This window comes from Sphingobacterium sp. HSC-15S19, assembly GCF_050433745.1.
Taxonomy (GTDB): domain Bacteria; phylum Bacteroidota; class Bacteroidia; order Sphingobacteriales; family Sphingobacteriaceae; genus Sphingobacterium; species Sphingobacterium siyangense.
Window position 1 is genome coordinate 134,741 of the sequence record NZ_JBNPWQ010000011.1, and the last position, 21,266, is coordinate 156,006.

Here is a 21,266-nt window from a genome sequence, read left to right on the forward strand (position 1 = left end):
TCTTAAGATGTCTCAGAGCAAGTAGATGTCATATGTAAAGAAAAATCTATCGATCATCGGACAAGCAGGTTGCATTCGGAAAAAGATAGTATAAGATTTAGATGCTAAAAAGTTTTCCTTATTATGAGCAAATGGACATGATGGATTGTGGCGCCACCTGTCTACGCATGATATTCAAATATTATGGACACTCTGTGTCTATTCAAAAGATTCGCAAACTTTGTCAAACAACGGATACAGGTGTCAATATGCTCGGCATTAGCGAGGCTGCCGAGAAATTGGGATTTCGCACCTATGGTGTCAGGCTTAACTTGGACCAGCTTCAAGACGCAGAATTACCCTGTATTTTGCATTGGAATCAGAATCATTTCGTCATACTTTATAAAATTAAGAAGGGGAAATACTATATTGCAGATCCTGCAACAGGTTTGATAACCTATAATAGTAAAGAGTTTTCTAGTAACTGGTATTCTTCAAAAGATATCCATTCAGGGCTGTCACTAATCCTAGGGCCTAGCCCCGAATTCTATGAACTCGATGAGGAGGAACCTGACCCTTCGCTCAAATGGAGCAAAATGTTTACCTATTTCTATAGATACAAAAAGCTCTTCACACAGCTGATATTGGGCATGGTATTAGGCACAGTTCTACAGCTGATCACACCTTTTCTGACACAGTCAGTCGTAGATATAGGCATCAATACTAAAAACATCAGTTTTATAAATTTAATTCTGATCGCGCAACTCATGTTATTTGTGGGCAGTACTTCGGTATCGTTCATCCGATCCTGGATTTTGCTCCACATTAGTACGCGTGTCAATATTTCGATCCTCACAGACCTCTTAATAAAGATTATGAAATTACCCATGAGCTTTTTTGATACAAAGACGCATGGTGATTTGATACAGCGAATGACGGACCAGCAACGCATTGAAACGTTTTTGACGGGAGATACCTTAAATACTTTGTTCTCCTTAGTCAATATGCTAATCTTCGGCGTGCTATTGGTTATTTATAATCAGGTAGTTTTTTTGATCTTCTTTATTGCTACTGTGCTATACACTATTTGGATACTTCTATTTATGAAATATAGGCAGGATCTCGACAACAAGCGATTCAAGATTTCTTCTGAGAATCAGACTTACATGGTTGAAATGATTCAGAGTATCAAAGATATCAAACTTAATAATGCCCAGAAGCAGAAACGATGGGGATGGGAAGCTTTACAAGCGAGATTGTTCAGATTCAAGGTAAAAAGTTTAGCTCTTTCGCAATATCAGTCGATCGGTTCTTTGGCAATTAATCAAACCAAAAGCATCCTAATTACTTTTGTCAGTGCCAAAGCAGTGATTGATGGCGATATGACCCTTGGTGGAATGATGGCTGTTCAATATATAGTTGGAATGGTCAGCAGTCCTGTGGAAGCGTTACTTGGATTTGTTCAGTCTTTTCAAGACGCTAAAATTAGTATGAATCGCCTCAATGAAATATATAAATCTGAGGATGAAGAAGATGTAAAAAAAGATTATTTAGATAGCTTGCCTGAAAAAAAAGACATTGAAATTCGGAATCTCACTTTTCGTTACTATGGCGCTGGCAATGAACCAATTTTCAACCGTTTAAACTTGTATTTTCCTGCAGGAAAGACTACAGCAATTGTAGGTACCAGCGGCAGTGGAAAAACAACGATACTGAAACTGCTGCTCCGCTTTTATGAATATGAAGAAGGTGAAATTCTTGTTGGTGGCAAACGGTTGGAACAGTTTAACTTCTCTCTATGGAGGGAAAAGTGTGGTGCTGTGCTCCAAGACAGTTACATTTATGCTGATACAATAGAACGCAATATCACCGTCAATACCGAGTTCGTAGATAGACAACGACTAGATAATTCCATAGAAATTGCAAATTTAAACGAATTCGTTGCGGAGCAACCTTTTGGTTTAGTTACCAAAATTGGCACATCCGGCAAGGGGCTTAGCCAAGGGCAGCGGCAGCGCTTAATGATTGCCAGAACTGTATATAAAGAGCCTGAGTTTATATTTTTGGATGAGGCGACAAACTCTCTTGACGCCAATAATGAGAAAATAATTATTGAAAATCTTGACCGTTTTTTTCAAAAAAAAACGGTAATTGTGATTGCTCACAGACTTAGTACAGTCAAGAACGCGGATAATATTATCGTGTTGGAAAAAGGAAACGTTGTTGAACAAGGAAGCCACGCAGAACTTATAGCATCACACGGTAAATACTTTGAATTAGTAAAAAACCAATTAGAACTAGGAAATTAGATGGCTAAGAAAAAATCATTTATACCCGAATCTGGTATACACTCGGAGGACCTACAGGAGATCATCGCAAAGCCGCCTTCTTGGCTTTTAAGAAGGGGTATTACGTTTATCTTACTTACGATATTAATTATTGGAGGACTTTCGACATTCATTCGCTATCCCGAAATGGTGAGTACCTCAATTAAGTTCAATACCGCTGATGCTCCCAAAGTAATTTCTGCAAAAGTGGGAGGAAACCTCGTAAAGCTGTTGGTAAAAGATGGTACATGGGTCACAATGGGAATGCCGTTGGCCTACCTCGAAAGTACAGCTGACCATGAACAGGTATTAATGCTTTTGGATAGACTTCAGCAGCTGCGTCAGGACGGAAAGCAGCCTTATAATCTGGAAAAACTGATTGCACCAAGAGATCTCAATCTTGGGGAGCTACAAACCAGCTATCAAAATTTCTACCTAACATACCTAAACTATTTGTCCTCGGGCGATGATGGAATCTATCAAAAACGCAGATCAACAATTCATAAAGAGATTGTTAATGCGCAAGAACAGTATGCCAAAAACAGTCAATCTTTTGAGCTTCAGAAACAACAATTGGAACTCACCGAGAGGGAGTTTGAACGTTATAGAATTCTTGCAGATAAAAAGGTTATTAGTCCAGCTGAATTACAGGACAAGGAAACTCTTTTGTTGGCTAAGCGACAAACAATCCCACAAATGGAAAACAACCTGATATCTTATCAGAACAGTCTTTTGTCAAAGACTAGGGAACTGACCGACATCGAAAACCAAATTTCGGAAGAGCAGAAAAAGTTTATCCAGGGGCTTAACAGCTTTATCAGTGATGCAGAAAACTGGAAAAGACAATATGTAATGACAAGCCCGTCAAATGGGAAGTTGATATATGGGGAATTCTTACAGAGCAACCAGTCCGTTGCGTTGGGTCAGAAACTATTCTATATCAACCCTAAGAATGAGCAATACTACGGTGAGATTTTGCTTTCCCAAGATGCATCAGCTAAGGTTAAGTTGGGACAATCTGTACTAATAAAGGTACGTGGTTACCCTTATACTGAATATGGATATTTACATGGAAATATAATATATATGTCGGATATACCGATAAAAGACAGTGTATTCTTTACGAAAGTGGACTTAATCAGATCAAAACAAGATTCATTGATCAAACTGAAACCTGGGGTTTTAGGAAATGCTGAAATAATTACAGAGGATAAATCTATATTTAAGCGGATATGGGACAATTTGACAAAGAAGCTGAAATTTACAGCTTAACCCGAAACAGATTGAATAACATTGATCTGAAACCACAATTCAAATCTCTAATACTACAATGTTTATAAACTTCCAACGGTATATTGATTAAAAGGGTCCTGTAAGCTATTGATCCTCCCTATACCAATGTGCAAAATATTTATCACCTGGACTATGTACGCTATCAGCTCAAGGACTGCACATTTCTAGGAGATAAATGGCACCAATCCGGAACTGTACAGCTGAATCTTTTTGAGCCTGCAAACACCAAATTAGATATATCAAAAAGCAATAGCCAAAAGGGATTTAAATCTCAATTTGGGCGGTTAAAAATAACCGGACAACGCATCTAAAACCTATTCTCCAAAATATGCGATCACTCTATGTGCAGACGAAACTAAGCAAAATCCTTTGACCTGTTTTTCGATAAACATTTCAGGCGTCATATCCCCCAAACAACTGTGGGGTCTGAAAGTGTTGTATTTTCTTAACCAAGCCAAAACCGCACTTCTGCCCTGGATCCCATAGTGTTTTTGCGCCTGTTTGTAGGTCACTTCGACTTTTTAAACTTGCATCAAAACCTGTAATTTAAAGGCTAAAGTGTAGTCTCGTTGTGAGCGCCTGTAAGTGCCTTTGAGTTGTTTTTTCATAATAAGTCAACTTTGCTGTCAACTCATTTCAGGACGAACTATATTAAATTCCAAATTTTTTATAACTATTTATTCTGTTGAACATGTATAATTGTCAACGTAATCCGTATTCGATATAATAACTGCAAAGGCCTGTCTTAATAATTTATTTATAACAGCCATTAATGCCACCTTGCTTGATTTACCTTTAATTTTTAAACATTCATATAATTCCCTACACTGGGTATTATATCGGATTGCCGACCAGGAGGCAATATAAAGTAGCGAGCGAAGTTCTGGATCGCCATGACGAGTAATGATTCCTTTAGTTTTAATTGATGTTCCCGACTGCTGATAGCTGGGACATACGCCAATGTATTTTGCGAATTTTTTAGCTGAATTAAAATACTCAAAACCACCAGTTGCCATTATAAGTTCAGTCGCGACTCCATTTCCTATCCCTTTAATAGATGTCAGGTGATCTAGCTGTTTTGAAAATTCATTACGGGTTACGGCGACTATCTTAAGATTCAATTCTTGTATTGCTTTTCAATGAAAGCAATACTCTTTTTTAGAGCTTTGTTTGCCGTTTGGTCGACTTTTGGTAGCGCGAGAAATGATTCCTGAACATTTAAAAGCATACGTAATTGCTTCTTAAATTGTCGAAGTAGAGTTCGTTTTTGCCGAAGTCTTTGAATGGCCAAGCTTGCAATCTTATAAATATCAGGTTTCATTTTTTCTCCATACATAGCAATTAACTTAGCATCCAGATTATCAGTTTTTGTGACACTTAGCATCATCTTGGCAAAGTGATTAATCTGTTTAGGATTTACCATGGACACAGCTATATGTGCTTCTTGGAGCAAATAGAGCAAAAGAGTGCTGTACGTTCCTGTAGCTTCCAGGATACATTGGTAATTGTCCTTATGAAGTGTGGTGATAAACTGTTTAATACCTTTACAATCGTTCTTAAAGATTTCCGAACGATAAGCGTTTTCTGTAGGGTAAGCAACCGTAAAACTGATTTTGCTTACATCAATTCCAATCCATTTCATAGCATTGATTTAATATAAAATAACATCTATAAAACTATCGTCGTAAATGCAGATTTTAAGATCCATCGAACTATCCAGTTTTGAGATGAAAGAAAGCGTGTGACGAAACGTCCTGAGCGGTATCCTGCTACCAACGAGACAACTGTCTTAACCACGCATTCTTCAAATCTAATAAACATATTATGAGATTAAATCAAACATACGACGAGACATTAAAACAAAAAAAGAAAGCGGATGAACATCTTACGAGCTGTTCATCCGCTTATCTTTTATAGACTATTTTATATCTACTTTTTCAGTGCCCTCGATAATTTGAGTGACTTTTTTTATCAACGAGATTCACTACTCTTTTTCGTAGCAATATCGATCAGCAAGTCCAGCTTACACTGGTAAGCCGAAGACAACCCATTTGGATTGTCGGACTCAAAAAGCCCAGATTTCATGATGGGCACACTAAAGGGCAATGTCCAGGTGCGGAGCGACTTCGCGATAGCATCCATTGCATTAATGCCCTGTAGTGCATGCACACCATCGGCCCAACAAACCAGTCCGATATGTTTATCCGTCAGGTAAGCCGGTTTATTTTTAGCGCTGACTTCAAGCCAATCCAAACAGTTTTTCATGACACCGGGAATACTTCCATGATAAAGCGGAGACAACCAAAAATGTATATCTGCCTCAAGAAACAAGGTATTCATAATCTTAACAGCATTGGGTACCCAATTGAGACTCAAATCAAATAAGGGTATTCCGCTATCAGCCAAATTAAAAATAGTATTTTCAACCCCCCTTTGGTTCAGTTGGTCGGAAAAATAGTGTGACAATTTTCCTGATGTAGATTCTTGCCTTCTTTCCAAGGCGCCATTGAATATTAATGCTTTCATTATACTTTCCCTTTTTTAAAAATAACTTTTGGCATACCAACCTCACCATACATCAACGTCTGGACAATAGGAATCAATCGTTCTGTCGCTAACATATAAAGTGACGCCGGAATATTAGGACGGGCCCGTATGACAACTTTTTGCTGCTGAAAATTCGACAAATCTATCGCTTGTAAAGCCTGCATCCATAGGTCTATTTCCAAATCCTCCATCGCCTTAAAATCGTAATACGCTGCAACAGGATGAAGTTTTTCCGCCAGGGCCATATAGACCCAAGGCGGGATAATTGCGTCCACAGAACAGCTAATGGCAACCGCCTTATTTCGAAAAGCAGACCAATCCACCGCCGCCAAAGCTTCTCTGAATTCTTTTTCTTTAACGATTGCTTCCTGATACAACAATGTTTTGATGTCAAAACTTAGGATAGCAAGATCGGTTTTAAAATCAATTAGATCTAAAGCCAATATACCCGTGTTTTCAACTTTATTTATAAACATATCAAACCAAGCCTGCAATCACAGTATCGTATTTTTGTTCAACAACAGACCAATCCAAAAGCGACCAAAATGCATCCAAATAATCGGCTCTTTTATTTTGATATTTCAAATAATAAGCATGCTCCCAAACATCGACCCCCAAAATAGGGAAACCTCTGCCGATCGATTGTGTATCCATCAGCGGATTATCCTGATTGGGAGTAGCTACGATAGCTAAGGCGCCAGAATGTTTTACATAGAGCCAAGACCAGCCCGAACCAAACTGCCCAAGTCCCGCATTTTTGATCTTGGCTTTGAGTTCTTCCAAAGAACCAAAGGCGGCGTTTATCTCATCGGCTAACTTCCCAGTGGGTACCGTTTTTGGATTGGGCGATAAAATTTCCCAAAATAGCGTATGGTTAAAGTGACCGCCACCGTTATTGCGGACTGCTGGGCTATATTTACTTACGCTTGTTAATATATCCAATAGATCGTCAGCTTCGCCTGCTGTTCCTTCCAATGCCTTATTTAGATTGTCAACATAAGCTTGATGATGCTTTTGATGATGAATCGTCATGGTCTCGCGATCAAAATATGGTTCAAGTGCCGCATAGGCATATCCCAACTGGGGTAATTGAAATTTGTGCATAGTTTTATTGTTTTTATGATAAGTCAAAACTAGAGAATCAAACTTAATAAAACAACTAATTAGTTGTTTTATTAAAGTCATAAAAATAAATCAAAAAGGATAAACCTGTGTTTGAAACACATTTTAGAACAAAAAATAAAAACACTACCTTTGCTGATGTTATATAAAACAACTTTTTTATTGTCAAATGCAGAAGAATCCAGCTGATCGAATATTAATGTTATTAAAAATGCGCCGAGAAGCCACTGCAGCTTTGATTGCAACAGAGTTGGCTATAACAAAAGAAGGGGCCCGTAAACATTTATTGAACCTGGCGAATCAAAACCTGATTGTCTCCAATGCCCGGAGCGAAGGGATAGGCCGCCCTTCGACTTATTACAGTCTGTCACCGCAGGGCATGGCACGATTTCCAGATAGTCACGCCGACATTACAGTACAATTGCTGCAGTCGATTAAACAAGTGCTCGGCGAGAATGCTTTGGATCTACTTATCAGTGATCGGGAGTCTAAAGTATATCAAAAATATACTGACGCACTATCGGATATTGAATCCATCGAAAAAAAACTTGAAATTATAGCCGCAAAAAGGACGGCGGAAGGTTATATGGCAGAATGGAAAAAAGAGGCTGACGATTATCTTCTCATTGAAAATCATTGCCCCATATGTGCAGCAGCAACCGAATGTCAGGGATTTTGCCGTTCAGAACTGAATAATTTTCAGCAACTCATCGGTCCGGCATATCGTATATGCAGAACAGAATACATCATCGAAAATGCACCCCGCTGCACCTATCGCATTTCAAAGGCGAAATAAAACCCATTTCTAAGGCATTCCTGTACAAATTATTAATATACCAAAAAGTATTTTTTATATTTGCATTAAAAGAACAGGAATTACATGTCAAAAGCAGAACAGACACGACAATATATCATTGAAAAGACTGCGCCCATCTTTAATAAAAAAGGCTACTTTGCAACTTCGCTCTCGGACATCACGACAGCGACTGGTTTAACAAAAGGAAGTATCTACGGTAATTTCAAGGACAAGGATGACCTAGCTACCCATGTCTATACCTATCAGAGCAGAAAAATTTCAGAAGCTGTTAATCAGCAGATTATACAGCAAAAAACATCACTAAAGAAGCTTTTGTCTTTTCTAGATTTCTACAAGGACAATTTCAAAAATATCGCAGCTTCAGGAGGCTGTCCCATGATGAATGCGGCCGTGGAGGCCGATGATTCGCTATCTTTTTTAACCCCCAAAGTCAGACGTTCTTTTGACCTTTGGAGACAGCGGTTAATTCTAATTCTTGAAGAAGGGGTTGCAAGCGGTGAATTTAAACAGCATATTTCTGCTGAAAATTATGCCATCACCTTTATGGCGATGGTCGAAGGCGGAATCTTGCTTTCCAAGATTTCCGGACGAGGAAAAGATCTTGCCATTGTATTGGATAAAATGAAGGAAATGGTGGATCGGGAGATTAAGGCTTAATTTTTTTACAAAAACAAATACCAATTGGTATATTTATAAGTTTATATTAAAATAAAAAGAGATGAAAAGAGTTGTAATAACTGGCATGGGAACAATTAACCCGCTGGGAGAAAACATAGACATATTTTGGGATAACATTTTGCGAGGCGAAAACCACACAACGCTTATTAGCCGTTTTGATGCTTCGTTGTTTCGAACACAGATTGCAAGTGAAATTAAACACTTTCAACCTGAAAAATACTTAGATAGAAATGAGATTAAACGGAGTGATCTCTTTACGCAATATGCTTTATACAGTGCAGCGCAAGCAATGGAAGATTCGGGACTAGATCTCGATGCTATAGATCCATTTGATATCGGTGTCATCTGGGGTGTTGGCCAGGGCGGTATGGAAACTTTCGAAAAAGAGGTAGAAAGCTACGTAACAGGAGATTATAAACCAAGATTCAGCCCTTTCTTTGTTCCTAGACTTATCGTCAATATGGCTTCAGGCATGATTTCAATGAAGTATGGTTTAAAAGGAATCAATTACACTACCGTATCGGCTTGCGCCACATCCAATACGGCCTTTATGGACGCTTTTAATTACATTAGGCTCGGCAAAGCCAAAGTCTTTATAAGCGGCGGTTCCGAAGCCCCCATTACCCCGGCTTCAGTTGGCGGTTTTTCTGCTATGAAAGCCATGTCGAGCCGGCATGATAGCCCCCAGACTGCAAGCAGACCCTTTGACCGTGATCGTGATGGTTTTGTTATGGGTGAGGGAGCTGGAGCACTTATCTTGGAAGAATATGAACATGCCAAGCAAAGAGGTGCAAAAATTTACGCAGAGCTTGTCGGAGCTTCAATGACCGCAGATGCTTACCATATGACCTCGCCTCATCCCGAAGGGATAGCCGTAGCAAAAGCCATGTCACTGGCTTTGGAGGAGGCTAAAATTAATACCGATGAGCTCGACTATTTAAATCTCCACGCGACTTCAACCCCAGTTGGAGATATCGCCGAACTTAAAGCCGTACAACGAGCTTTTGGAAAGCTAAATAATCCATGGGTCAGTTCTACAAAATCAATGACAGGACATTTACTTGGGGCAGCCGGCGCTATCGAAGCAATCATTGCCATAAAATCCATCAACAATAATGTAATTCCGGCAACAATTAATATCGAAAATATCGATCCCGAAATTCCCGAGGGAATTCACATTGTCGTCAATCAGCCATTAGAAAAAGCTGTTCAAACCGCAATGAGCAATGCTTTTGGTTTCGGTGGGCACAATTCGAGTATCGTTTTCAAAAAGATTTAATTTTTTTTGAAATAACTCTTGACAAAGTGTAATAAACACACTATCTTTGTTGTATCATAATTTAGGTTTATAATTGGTTATTTAAGGTTTTCATTCTCCCCGTTTGAAAACCTTTTTTTATGCCTGTTCAATTCTTGTTATCAGCAAACTAGATTTTTTATTTTTAACCGATACGACAAAACTATTTGGCCCATTTATCCATTTACCAGATATAAATCCGTTGAGGACCTTCATTACCAGATATAAATCCGTTGAGGACCTTCAATAGTGTGTCACTGGTGTTATTTTTCAGAACGGAGTCCGTGTCTTATCTACTATTTAACCCCTTCTTCGAAGATCATTCGAGGCATTTTCGGGCCTTATTCGTACTTAGGAGCAGATAAGAGCGTTTTCTGACAGCCATGCTACTGTCTTATCTCCGAGTATAACTCGGACTCACCACGGACTCATGTCGCACTCACCACGGATACACCCAGACTCTGATACGGAGATGTATCGGAGGAGACACGAAACGATAGCGAAGCAGAGGTCTTGCGTCCATGCCATAATCAGAACATTCAAAATCCCGCCCCTGTCATTGATGACTAAATGAAGCTTGTAGCCAGCCCATTGTAGATTTTCCAACTTCGGCTATTCCTTTAAATACCCTCTATTCGCCTTAATCCGCTTATTCATGCAAACCCTAACCGGTGTAGAATCGAAAGAAATCATAAAAAAACAGCGGGATAACCGAAGTTACCCCGCTGCGTAAAAATAAACATGTGAAACTATTCTTTGCCATTATCTTTAGCCCACCATAACCGCTTACCCCAATTGTAATCCACAGTTCCAGCTGCAGCCGCGTTAACATTCTCTGTATTATACAAATACTCATTATTCGGATACGGCAAACGCCATGGTTGATCGGTGTGTACTTTTTTGAATTTTTGAATTTTCGAAGGATAGTTTGTACTAGGTATACCAGTTCTTCTGTACAGGTTCCAAGCTTCAAAATTTTCTTTAAACAAAGCTACCCACATGTCCCAGTAAATACGGTCTTTAGTATTATCAAATTTACCTGCATCAGCGAGATAAGCCGCGATGTCATCTGTTGCGATATTATTATCTTGCATGGACAGTGTAACCCCTGTTTCATAGGCCGTTTTTGCGGAAATACCAACATTGTATCCGGATAAAGCAGCTTCAGCTAACAGGTAATACGTTTCACAAGCCCTATAGAAAGGTACCGCTCCAGCAGGATCATTGATATAATGATCGCCAATCCAAGAAATCGAGGTTGAAGGAGACGGATTTGTCAATGAACCATTTACAAATCCAACATACTTGCCTTCATTATTTTTTCGGGCGATAGAAGCTATCCTTGGATCTTTGGTCTCAATTAAATGATCAATAAAAATATCAAACATTCCCCAATTATTGATCCGGTTACCGTTGATACCTGATTCATACCAAGGTTCCATATAGGGTAAAGTACCAGGGAAAAACATCTGGCAGTTTTCTGCGTTTGTCTCAATAATAGGATATTTCTCTTTATTCTTGGCAATTTCCTCAATAGTCGATTTTGCCAATGCAGGCGCAACAGAAGAAATCCGCATTGCCATCCGTAAGCGCAACGCGTTACAGAATTTTTGCCACCTTAACATTTGCTCCTTTATATCCGCACTTCCACTATTGGTTTTTCCATAGATCACATCATAATCCCCCATTTCATCCGTACCTATCCCTGCCGCCATTTCATCCGCAATTGATTTAAGATCGGCCAATACAGCAGGGAAAATATCTTCCTGTTTATCATATTTAGCTTTCAAGATGGAGCCGTCCTCTGGACGCCCTTGAAATGCTTCTGAGTAAGGAATATCTCCCCAACCATCCAATAAATAAGACCACATATAATTATTCCATATCCTGGCAACAATCCGAATATTTTTGTAACTCTCTGCTGCACCATCTGTTTTCTTCAATAAATCCTTCATCTGAGTGATATTGTAGTAACAAGCAGCCCAGCGATTACCATAGGTATTATTCGAAGGAATTAATCCCCCCAAATTGTCTGGATATTGAATTTTAACAATATAACCTGCAAATGTACCATACCCGTCAACGTCACCACCAAATTGGTCTCCGGCATAACGCATGACATTTACTAACATGTTTTGCGGAGGGACATCTGACAATGCATCTGGATCGGTATTAATTTTTTCAAAATTTTTAGTACATCCCGACACCAATAAGGCGGCTAGAATTGGTGTATATTTAAGTTTTTTAATCAAAGTATTCATAAGTGTAAAATTATTTTTATTACGTTTTAAACCTAATAAAGAAATTAAAATGTAAAACCAAGTTTAAGACCTATACTTCTTGAATTAGGAACAGTCGCTTGTTCAAATCCTACTCCTCTTGAATCACTCGAAACACCACCTGCTTCTGGATCCAAACGCATAGTATTAGATTTATGAACCCATAACAAAGCTAAATTAGTTCCCGTAATAGAAATATTGGCACGTTTTATTCCTTTTATCTTACTATACAAGTGTTTAGGCAAGTTATACGAAACATAAGCTTCTCTCAATTTCAAGAAAGAACCGTCGAAAACATACATTTCAGAAATACCGCCGTTTTCGTACCAGTCTTGTGCACTAGTTTCAATCGTATTTTCAACCCAGCCATCTTTTCCGTCCGACATTGCGAATCTTTCATTTGTCATTACATCCTTACCAGCTACAATTGCACGTTCGCGAATGCCATTCGCTGCTGTAATTTCTGCAATACCTGTCGTATAACCATGGGCCATAGTTTGCGACCACACATCACCACCTTTTCTAAAGTCGAGCATAAATCCAAACCTGAAATCCTTGATAGTAAAATCGTTGCGCATAGAGGCTAAGAAATCGGGTACAGCTTGACCAATATCCTGACCATCCAATGGTGTAGAAACCAAACCATTATTACCGACTTTTATTGCTCCCTTCATTGGACCATCTTCTACACGATCAAAACCAGAGCCAACTAAAGTTCCCCAAGGCTTACCAACGGATGCCATATTGGAAATACCCCAAGTCCAGCCAAGTCTGTAATCTTCTAAGCCCAATTGCGGATAAAGTTCAACGACCTTATTCTTATCTCTTGAGAAGTTAATGGTCGTTGTCCAATTTAGCCCATCTCCTCTTTTTAGAATGTCGCCTCTTAATTGCAATTCAACACCTTTGCTTTTAATTTCACCAGCATTTAGGAATATAGAACTAAAACCAACCACATTCGATGTTGCCACCTGAAGCAATTGTTTTTTGTTGGTTTTATTATAGTAGGTAAAATCCACATGTAGGCGATCTTTGAATAAACCTAACTCAGTTCCGATTTCGTATGAGGTAATTGCTTCGGGTTCTAAGCCCTCAATTGCATACGTCATACTCTTATACATCTGAGCTAAATTATTATAGGAATCTGTCTGTGCATAGTAGTAATTTCCGTTTTGATACGGACGAGTTGCATTACCTACCTTAACAATGTTGAACCTCAATTTCCAAAAATTTAAATAATCACTTTTTAATCCTTCAAAACTAGCCGTAGGCAACCAACTTAAACTTGCTGAAGGATAAAAAAATGATTTTTTCAGCGTTGAAGACCAATCATTCCGCGCGGTTAAATCTAAATATAACTCGTCTCGCCAACCTAAATTGGCTTGTGCATAGACAGAGTTTGATCGACCTTTAGAATGATCCATTAAAGTATAGGCATCTCCAATTTTATTACTGATCGTATAGACCCCTAGTACATTCAACCCTCTGGCTCCTAACGTGTTTGTTTCAAACTGATAATCCCGATAATTTGCACCCAAAATCCCTGTCAAGCTCAGTTCTCCAAATTGTTTATTGAAGTTTGCAATAAAATCTGCATTGAATTCGGAATTACTATTCTTCATTTCATCGAATTTTCCATTCCTGTTGTCGAAATTAAAATAGGTTGTCTCAAAAGTATGCGTATTATAATAATCCAATCCCACCCGACCTTCAAATCTCAAAAAATCAAAAGGTTGATAATACAATGAAGTTTTCCCAAAAATACGATTCATTTTGAGAGCATTTTGAGACTCATGCATGGTATAAAATGGATTCATATGATAGGCGGAATTCCAGTTGTAGTACGTATAATTTCCGGCCTCATCACGCTGATCCCAATTATTTTTCAGATCTTGCATATCTACCTGACGGCCGAACCAGATCAACCCATTCATCGGATTAGCACTATCGTAACCTTGCATTACGAGATTATTACTTTCAGTACGTGTGAAATTACTCATAATGTCATAAGAAAATTTATCGCTTAACTTATATTCATTATTTAACTGGGCTGTATATTTCTTTTGATCTGTATTGGGTACCGTCCCGCGCTGATCTCTAAAGGAAATGGACGCCCGGGTAGAAGACTTATCTGTTTTAGAAAGTAAAGAAATATTATGATTTTGAGAAAAGCCTGTTTGAAAAAATTGCTTGACATTATTTTTATGGGAATTCCATGGAGTTGCTTGGCGTACACCGTTAACTTCAGGGCTATTAAATTGTGGAATCATTAACCCAATATCCATTCTAGGCCCCCAAGATTCATCAATATTATCGTTGACACCAAATTCTCCTGTACCATCTACATAACTAAAAGAATTCTTAACTACATAATCCTGATAAGATTCTCCTCCTCCTAAAGTATTGTAACTATATTCATCTCCTCTTGACCCTTGACCATATAAATTTTGATACTTTGGTAAATTGACTACTCTATCAATAGAAAAATTACCATCGTACGAAATTTGTACGCCATTGGCAGCGCGTTTGCCTGATTTGGTAGTAATCATAATAACACCAGCGCCTGCTCGCATACCGTAAAGTGCGGCTGCTCCACCTTTCAAGATATTTAAGCTTTCAATATCATCTGGATTAATGTCATTCAAGCCCGACCCATAGTCAACCCCTGAATAAGTATTATCTCCCGAACGTTGTGCTTCATTTGTAATGGGAATACCATCTACGACAATCAAGGGTTGTTGATCTTTCTGTAACGAAGAATTACCTCGGATGGAAATACGAGCTGAAGAACCTATTGCACCCCCAAATTGATTAACTTGAACTCCAGCAGCTTTACCAGCCAATGCGCCCGTTAAGCTATGTTGCCCAGCATCTGTCAATTCACTCGCCTTAATTTCCTGCGTGGCATAACCTAAAGATTTCTTATCTCTAGTAATTCCCATCGCAGTTACCACAACTTCGTCCAAATTGCGCTCATCAGTCGTTAATGTGACCTGAAGTGAAGTCTGATTGGTCAAATTTACTACTTTACGGTCATAACCCACTGCTGACACACTTAATGTCCCCGCCTGCTTATAGTTAATCGTAAATTCACCATTTTGTCCACTTTGGGTTGCTGTTCCATCTCTTAGCGTGATTGTAACTCCAGGGATAGGTTTCCCGTCTTGGTCGATCACCTTCCCCTTCAAAACTGTCTGTGCGTATACTGCCGAGCTTACCAAGAAGGTAGCAGCTAGCATAGCGATACTTTTTCTGTTCATAAGTTTAGTTTCAGATGTATTAGTTTATAGTGCTTTTTGTAATAACTAAGTTATAAGTACTTGATTGGCATTGATAACTAAATTTTAACAAGTATTGCCCAGTTATTAACCCAAAGTGTTAAATAGCTAAATTTAACCCAACCAATCACAACATAAAAAACTCTTACACGAGTACATCTTCACAACAATAGCCTACCTATCCACTCCCCACACACCGATTTACAAGTAAAACCACAGAAACATATTAATCTAATTTATTTTACTACATTTTTTGGTAATTTTATTGGAAAAAGCTTTAAAAAACCAAAATAAAAACCAAAAAAAAGAGAATTACCTACATTTTTCACAAGATATTTCAAAAAAAACTTAAGATAAATAGCTTTTAAAAAAGTTTAGGCACATAGGAAAGAAAAAAGACATCTAAATAAAAAAGAATAAAATTCTGCCAAGAATAGCCATATGCGTTCCATTCTTAGCAGAATTTTACTTCCGAATTCATATAGTTTAAAAGTCTAGCCAACCGAGCCGCTAGCGAGATTAATTAAGAAATCTAGACTTATTTACTCGTATTCCTTATTCCGGTACAATCTAATTCTCCATTGGAATTTCTTGAACTAAATAACAGAATAGAGTGTTTGTTTATATTGCTGCACATATTCCTTTGGATTGCAGCCCACAATTTGCTTAAAAACTCGGTTAAAATTAGTAATACTATTAAAGCCGCTGTTGTATGCAATAAACGAAACACTGTCTAGGTGTTCTTCGTTTAGTTGATTACAAACTTCTTTGACTCTTATCCGGTTAAGATAGGTCACAAAAGTAACACCACAATGCTTTTTAAAATATCGACAAAATGCCTGCGGAGTAAGATTTGCATGGTCAGCAACATCTTCCAGCGTAATTTCGTCTTTAAAGTGCTCCTTAATATAATTGCAGATGAAATTAATGCGATTTGATCCGTGCATCGTATCAAAGGCAACTTCTACCCGTTCGTTACAAAGTGCTTCCGCCTCCCGTGAAATATTTGCCAATGCTCGTAATAAATAGAAAAAGTGCATTAACTTATCCATCTGATCAGCTGACTTCAATTGACAAACCCGTTCCGATATCTGCTCAAAATACGTTTCCGGCACCTTAAATCCTCTAGAGTTATTATAGATAAATTGATTCAGCGATTCAAATTCATCCAAAGAAAATAGTGATTTCAGTTTACCATTGGGATCAAAAAAGATAGAAACAGAACGTGATTCATTGGAAAGACCATCTTGGGACGCAGACTTAAAAACATGTGGTTGATTCGCACCTAAAAAGAATATATCATTTTCCTTAAAGGGATGGAGCGTATCTTCAACAATCAAAATTCCACTACCCTTTTTTATCCACATTAACTGAGCCTCCTGATGACGATGAAAATAGGGATAGAAAGCTTCCAAAACATCTTCTTGCACAGTTAAACTTTGCCCTCGGGTTGTCGGCACGTTAAATTGAAGCGTTTTCATAGTTTATTTAGTTTTATGTTTACTGTTTAGTAATATAAATATAACAACTACAATGGAAGATTACTTCTTGCAAACAAAACATAAAAATACTATACCAAAATATGTTTAGAATCCGACAATATTTAATAATCCCTAAGAAATACGCAAACCAAAACAGATAATTTACACCAAAAATTCATCAGCATAAAAAAAATGGGTTAAAATACAATTAGACTTTGATAAATTGTGCAAATTATTATTCAACAGAAAGGCTGAACTTTATTTAATTTCGTTGTTTGACCTTTTTAGAGACAAAATGGCGAGCATATTCATTTGTAACAACAGCAAACACCGCACTATCAAAGATAGACCTTTAAATAAATGATTTTGACATGCATAAATTTTACGATATTCGTATTGGACAATAAACCGCTAGGTAGACAATTCTACTTCAAGCCGAAGCAGATTACAAACAATTCATGATTTTAGCACAACAGACACAGTACCTCCTTTAATTCCCAAAACTTATGTTCAAAAAAGAAATATATCTTAATCGCCGAAATAATCTATTATCAAAGATCACGACTGGCAAAATTCTTTTGCTAGGCAGCATTGAAAATCCGATCAATTTTGAGCACAATACCTATCCCTTCCGTCAAGACAGTAGCTTTTTATATTATATCGGTATCAAAAGCCCACGTTTGGCGGCTGTATTGGACACTGAAAAAAACGAGACCATACTATTTGGTGATGAAATGACCATTGACGATATTGTGTGGATGGGCCAACAGCAGACTTTAGCTGAAAAGGCTGACCTTTCCGGTATCAGCAAAATCCTGCCTTTCAATCAACTCTTTGACTATCTTAACAAAGGAAAACAGGAAGATGTTCACTACCTTCCTCCTTATCAGTCGCATAATAAGTTATTACTTGAGCAGCTAACCGGCCGTTCCGCAAATCAGCTCCAGCCCTCTGTGGCTTTGATTAAAGCTGTCGTTGCCCAGAGAAGTATCAAAACGGCAGAAGAAATTATCGAATTAGAGAAAGCCGTAGATATTGCTGTTGATATGCACCGCATTGCTATGCGAATGACAAAACCTGATCGTTACGAATATCAGATCAGCAATGCCATGCAACATTTTGCGCAAGATCAGGGAACGTCCTTCTCCTATCCTCCGATAGTCACAAAACGGGGTGAAATTCTGCACAATCATATGCAATTTCACCAGCTTTATGAAGGTGATCTCCTGCTCAATGATTCGGGCGTAGAAACGGCCATGGGCTATGCTTCGGACCTGACCAGAACCTTTCCCGTAGGAAAACGTTTTACGGCTTTACAAGAGGAAATTTACCAGATTGTCTTACATGCGTTTAAATCTGCAGAGCAGCTGCTGACATTCGGAATACGTTTTAAAGAAATACATTTAAAAGCCTGTGAAGCGCTTGTAGACGGACTTATACAAACCGGATTCATGAAAGGCAACGCACAAGATGCGGTCATGAATCACGCGCATGCGCTTTTCTTTCAATGCGGACTAGGCCATATGCTCGGTCTTGATGTGCATGATATGGAGGATCTTGGTGAACAATATGTTGGCTATACTGAAGCTGAGCCAAAAGATACCAAGACTTTTGGAATCAAATCGCTGCGGCTAGGTAAGAAATTGGAGGCTGGCAACGTGCTAACCGTTGAACCCGGCATCTATATTATTCCTGAATTAACGCAGCTTTGGGAACAGCAAAATTTACACAGGGACTTTATCAATTATGATTTCTTAAAAAAACATCTCGATTTCGGCGGGATTCGTATTGAAGATAATTATCTTATTGAAACAGATGGATACCGTCGTTTAGGAAAATACCTTGAACGCGAGATTCAGGAGATCTATCAACTCAAAGACAATCCAATTGATTAATTAACGAACAACTCACATAATGATAAACCCAAAAAGTAAACTTAAATTCTTTTGGGGTCAACTCAAACAGATAAACAAATGAACAGCATTAAACAGTCGATCTTTATTATTCTAATACTGATTTTTCAGGTTCCAGCTTCCCTTTTTGCGCAGCGACTCTGGACAGATCATGGTGATCAATATTATGAATTTTCCGACAAGGGAATAGAAATGGTCAACCCCAAAAATGGGGTGCGCTCCATCTTCCTTTCACAGCAATCGCTTATTCCGAAAGGAGCAACAGCAGCCTTGAAAGTCGAAAATTTTTCCATTTCCAAAAACAAGGAGCTTATTTTGATCTATACCAATAGCAAAAGAGTATGGCGCGAGAATACAAGAGGCGATTATTGGGTTTACAACAAAAAGACCAATCAGCTGCAGCAACTAGGCCAAAAATTCCCGGCCTCACAACTGATGTTTGCGAAGTTTAACCCGCAAGCAGATAAGGTCGCCTACGTCAATAAAGCCGACCATAATGTTTACGTGGAAGATCTCGCCAGTGGCAGCATCGTTTCCGTTACCAAAGATGGAACAGACCGTTTAATCAATGGTACTTTCGATTGGGTTTACGAGGAAGAATTTGGATGTAAAGATGGTTTCCGCTGGTCGCCCGACGGTGCTTCCATTGCTTATTGGAAGCTTGATGCCCGCAACATCCGTAATTTTCTGATGATCAACAATACGGATAGCCTCTACTCCTATACCATTCCCGTGGAGTATCCTAAAGTTGGACAATCGCCGAGTGCCTGTTCGATATGGACCTATGAAATCGCCACTGGAAAAAATACCATGCTGAATATCCCGGGAGATCCCAACCAGCACTATATTCCCCGCATGGAATGGTGTCTTGATAGCAAGCAGGTTATCCTAGAGCAGCTCAACAGAAAACAAAATGAGAGCAAAATCTATACCGTAGCTCTCTCCGATAATAAAGCGCAAAACATACATCAGGAGCAAAGCGACTCGTGGATTGATATCAAAGCACGATGGAACAACAACGATCCTTCGGGATGGGACTGGGTTCAAGGTGGCAAGGCCTTTATCTGGGTCTCGGAAAAGGACGGCTGGCGCAAAATCTATCAGATTGATTTATCGGGCAACGAGAAGCTGGTTATGAAAGCGGACTATGATATGATCAATCTTGACTTTTTCGATCCGAAAAATGAAACGATTTATTTTACCGCCTCTCCAAGCAATGCAACGCAGAAGTATCTGTATAGTGTATCGACGAAAGGCGGAGTTCCAAAAAGACTGACCCCGGCCTCATACGAAGGCACCTGCGATTATGATATTTCAAAAGACGGTAAAATTGCCATCTTCAGCTTTAGCAACCGGGCAACATTAAAACACAATGCCGTTATTGAGTTACCGACACACAAAATACTCGTAGACTTTGATTTTAAACGTGAAAAAAAAGTCAGCGATGGTATTGCCGAGTTTTTTAAAGTTAAAACAACGGACGGTATTGAGTTAGACGGCTGGATGGTAAAACCACTTGATTTCGATCCCAATAAAAGGTATCCTGTCGTCTTTATGGTCTACGGCGAACCAGCATCACAAACTGTATTAGACAATTTCGGTGCAGGCTATAACAGTTTATATAAAGGAAATATGGCGCAGGATGGCTACATTTATATTTCTTTGGATAATCGCGGAACTCCTGCTCCTAAAGGCAGTTTGTGGCGAAAAAGCATCTACCGCAATATCGGGCAGCTCAATATTCGCGACCAGGCTTTGGCAACACAAGAAATCCTGAAATGGCCTTTTGTCGACAATTCACGTGTGGCCGTCTGGGGCTGGAGCGGTGGCGGATCAAGCACGCTGAACCTACTGGGACAATATCCTCAAATCTATAAAACGGGTATCGCCATTGCAGCTGTAGCAAATCAGCTCCTTTACGACAACGTATATCAAGAACGCTACATGGGCCTCCCCCAAGAAAATCTTGCAGACTTTGAAAACGGCTCTCCGCTGAAATATGCAAAAAACATCAAAGGTAATTTACTCTATATCCATGGAACCGGAGACGACAATGTGCATTATCAAAATGCAGAAGTCCTGATCAATGAACTGATCAAAAATAACGTGCAGTTCCAGTTGATGTCTTACCCCAACCGCAGCCATTCGATCAGCGAGGGACAAGGTACACATGAACATTTAAAAACATTATTTACAAACTATCTAAAATTACATTGCCCTCCGGGTGGAAGATAGACCGAATAGTTATCATTTAC

The 21,266-nt window shown here is 38.9% G+C and carries 15 protein-coding genes and 2 pseudogenes; 7 read left to right on the forward strand and 10 right to left on the reverse strand.

The features are described from left to right. The first annotated feature begins 101 nt into the window (after positions 1 to 101). Together L1283_RS11160 and L1283_RS11165 are read left to right on the forward strand one after the other, a co-directional pair. Complete coding sequence (locus tag L1283_RS11160) at positions 102 to 2,288, forward strand: peptidase domain-containing ABC transporter (RefSeq protein WP_286851337.1); 2,187 nt, start codon at positions 102 to 104, stop codon at positions 2,286 to 2,288. After that, complete coding sequence (locus tag L1283_RS11165) at positions 2,289 to 3,578, forward strand: HlyD family secretion protein (RefSeq protein WP_286851336.1); 1,290 nt, start codon at positions 2,289 to 2,291, stop codon at positions 3,576 to 3,578. Between the two features lie 335 nt (positions 3,579 to 3,913). On the opposite strand, the pseudogene L1283_RS11170 reads toward L1283_RS11165, so the two are convergent. The 6 genes and pseudogenes from L1283_RS11170 to L1283_RS11195 form a co-directional block, all read right to left on the reverse strand. Continuing rightward, positions 3,914 to 4,207 (reverse strand): annotated as a pseudogene (locus L1283_RS11170) (integrase core domain-containing protein). Positions 4,208 to 4,276: 69 nt separating this feature from the next. Further along, entirely contained in the window at positions 4,277 to 4,720 is a 444-nt protein-coding gene (locus L1283_RS11175; RefSeq protein WP_286851335.1) for a transposase, read from the reverse strand. Continuing rightward, on the reverse strand, positions 4,717 to 5,241 hold the full coding sequence (locus L1283_RS11180; protein ID WP_286851333.1) for an IS110 family transposase: 525 nt from the start codon (positions 5,239 to 5,241) through the stop codon (positions 4,717 to 4,719). Before L1283_RS11180 ends, L1283_RS11175 begins: the two co-directional genes overlap by 4 nt. Before the next feature lie 329 nt (positions 5,242 to 5,570). Next, positions 5,571 to 6,125 (reverse strand): NADPH-dependent FMN reductase, encoded by a 555-nt coding sequence (locus tag L1283_RS11185; RefSeq protein ID WP_286851331.1) that lies wholly within the window; start codon positions 6,123 to 6,125, stop codon positions 5,571 to 5,573. Continuing rightward, complete coding sequence (locus L1283_RS11190) at positions 6,125 to 6,622, reverse strand: DUF2480 family protein (protein ID WP_145329494.1); 498 nt, start codon at positions 6,620 to 6,622, stop codon at positions 6,125 to 6,127. The genes L1283_RS11185 and L1283_RS11190 overlap by 1 nt, the downstream gene beginning before the upstream one ends. A 1-nt stretch (position 6,623) precedes the next feature. After that, complete coding sequence (locus L1283_RS11195; RefSeq protein WP_145329497.1) at positions 6,624 to 7,250, reverse strand: superoxide dismutase; 627 nt, start codon at positions 7,248 to 7,250, stop codon at positions 6,624 to 6,626. A gap of 187 nt (positions 7,251 to 7,437) precedes the next feature. Here L1283_RS11195 and L1283_RS11200 point away from each other — a divergent pair, with 187 nt between their 5' ends. The 3 genes from L1283_RS11200 to fabF all read left to right on the forward strand — a co-directional run bounded on the left by L1283_RS11200 (position 7,438) and on the right by fabF (position 10,042). Then, positions 7,438 to 8,064 (forward strand): helix-turn-helix transcriptional regulator, encoded by a 627-nt coding sequence (locus tag L1283_RS11200; protein ID WP_145329500.1) that lies wholly within the window; start codon positions 7,438 to 7,440, stop codon positions 8,062 to 8,064. Between the two features lie 84 nt (positions 8,065 to 8,148). Continuing rightward, a complete protein-coding gene (locus L1283_RS11205) occupies positions 8,149 to 8,742 on the forward strand; it encodes a TetR/AcrR family transcriptional regulator (RefSeq protein ID WP_075991866.1) in 594 nt (197 codons plus the stop codon). 61 nt (positions 8,743 to 8,803) lie between these two features. Beyond that, positions 8,804 to 10,042, forward strand: a complete 1,239-nt coding sequence (gene fabF, locus L1283_RS11210; RefSeq protein WP_145329506.1) for a beta-ketoacyl-ACP synthase II — start codon at positions 8,804 to 8,806, stop codon at positions 10,040 to 10,042. A gap of 546 nt (positions 10,043 to 10,588) precedes the next feature. On the opposite strand, the pseudogene L1283_RS11215 reads toward fabF, so the two are convergent. The 4 genes and pseudogenes from L1283_RS11215 to L1283_RS11230 all read right to left on the reverse strand — a co-directional run. Further along, a pseudogene (locus L1283_RS11215) lies at positions 10,589 to 10,750 on the reverse strand (transposase); the annotation flags it as partial. 59 nt (positions 10,751 to 10,809) lie between these two features. Next, the gene (locus L1283_RS11220; protein WP_088160943.1) at positions 10,810 to 12,321 is read right to left on the reverse strand and encodes a SusD/RagB family nutrient-binding outer membrane lipoprotein; all 1,512 of its coding nucleotides are present in this window, start codon (positions 12,319 to 12,321) and stop codon (positions 10,810 to 10,812) included. 44 nt (positions 12,322 to 12,365) lie between these two features. Beyond that, complete coding sequence (locus L1283_RS11225) at positions 12,366 to 15,599, reverse strand: SusC/RagA family TonB-linked outer membrane protein (RefSeq protein ID WP_088160942.1); 3,234 nt, start codon at positions 15,597 to 15,599, stop codon at positions 12,366 to 12,368. A gap of 614 nt (positions 15,600 to 16,213) precedes the next feature. Next, positions 16,214 to 17,098 carry an AraC family transcriptional regulator gene (locus L1283_RS11230; RefSeq protein WP_088160941.1) on the reverse strand — a complete coding sequence of 295 codons (885 nt, stop codon included), beginning with the start codon at positions 17,096 to 17,098 and terminating at the stop codon, positions 16,214 to 16,216. A gap of 506 nt (positions 17,099 to 17,604) precedes the next feature. On the opposite strand from L1283_RS11230, the gene L1283_RS11235 reads away from it, so the two are divergent. Continuing rightward, positions 17,605 to 18,993 carry an aminopeptidase P family protein gene (locus L1283_RS11235; RefSeq protein ID WP_088160940.1) on the forward strand — a complete coding sequence of 463 codons (1,389 nt, stop codon included), beginning with the start codon at positions 17,605 to 17,607 and terminating at the stop codon, positions 18,991 to 18,993. 78 nt (positions 18,994 to 19,071) lie between these two features. Beyond that, a complete protein-coding gene (locus L1283_RS11240) occupies positions 19,072 to 21,246 on the forward strand; it encodes a S9 family peptidase (RefSeq protein WP_088160939.1) in 2,175 nt (724 codons plus the stop codon). Positions 21,247 to 21,266 lie beyond the last annotated feature (20 nt).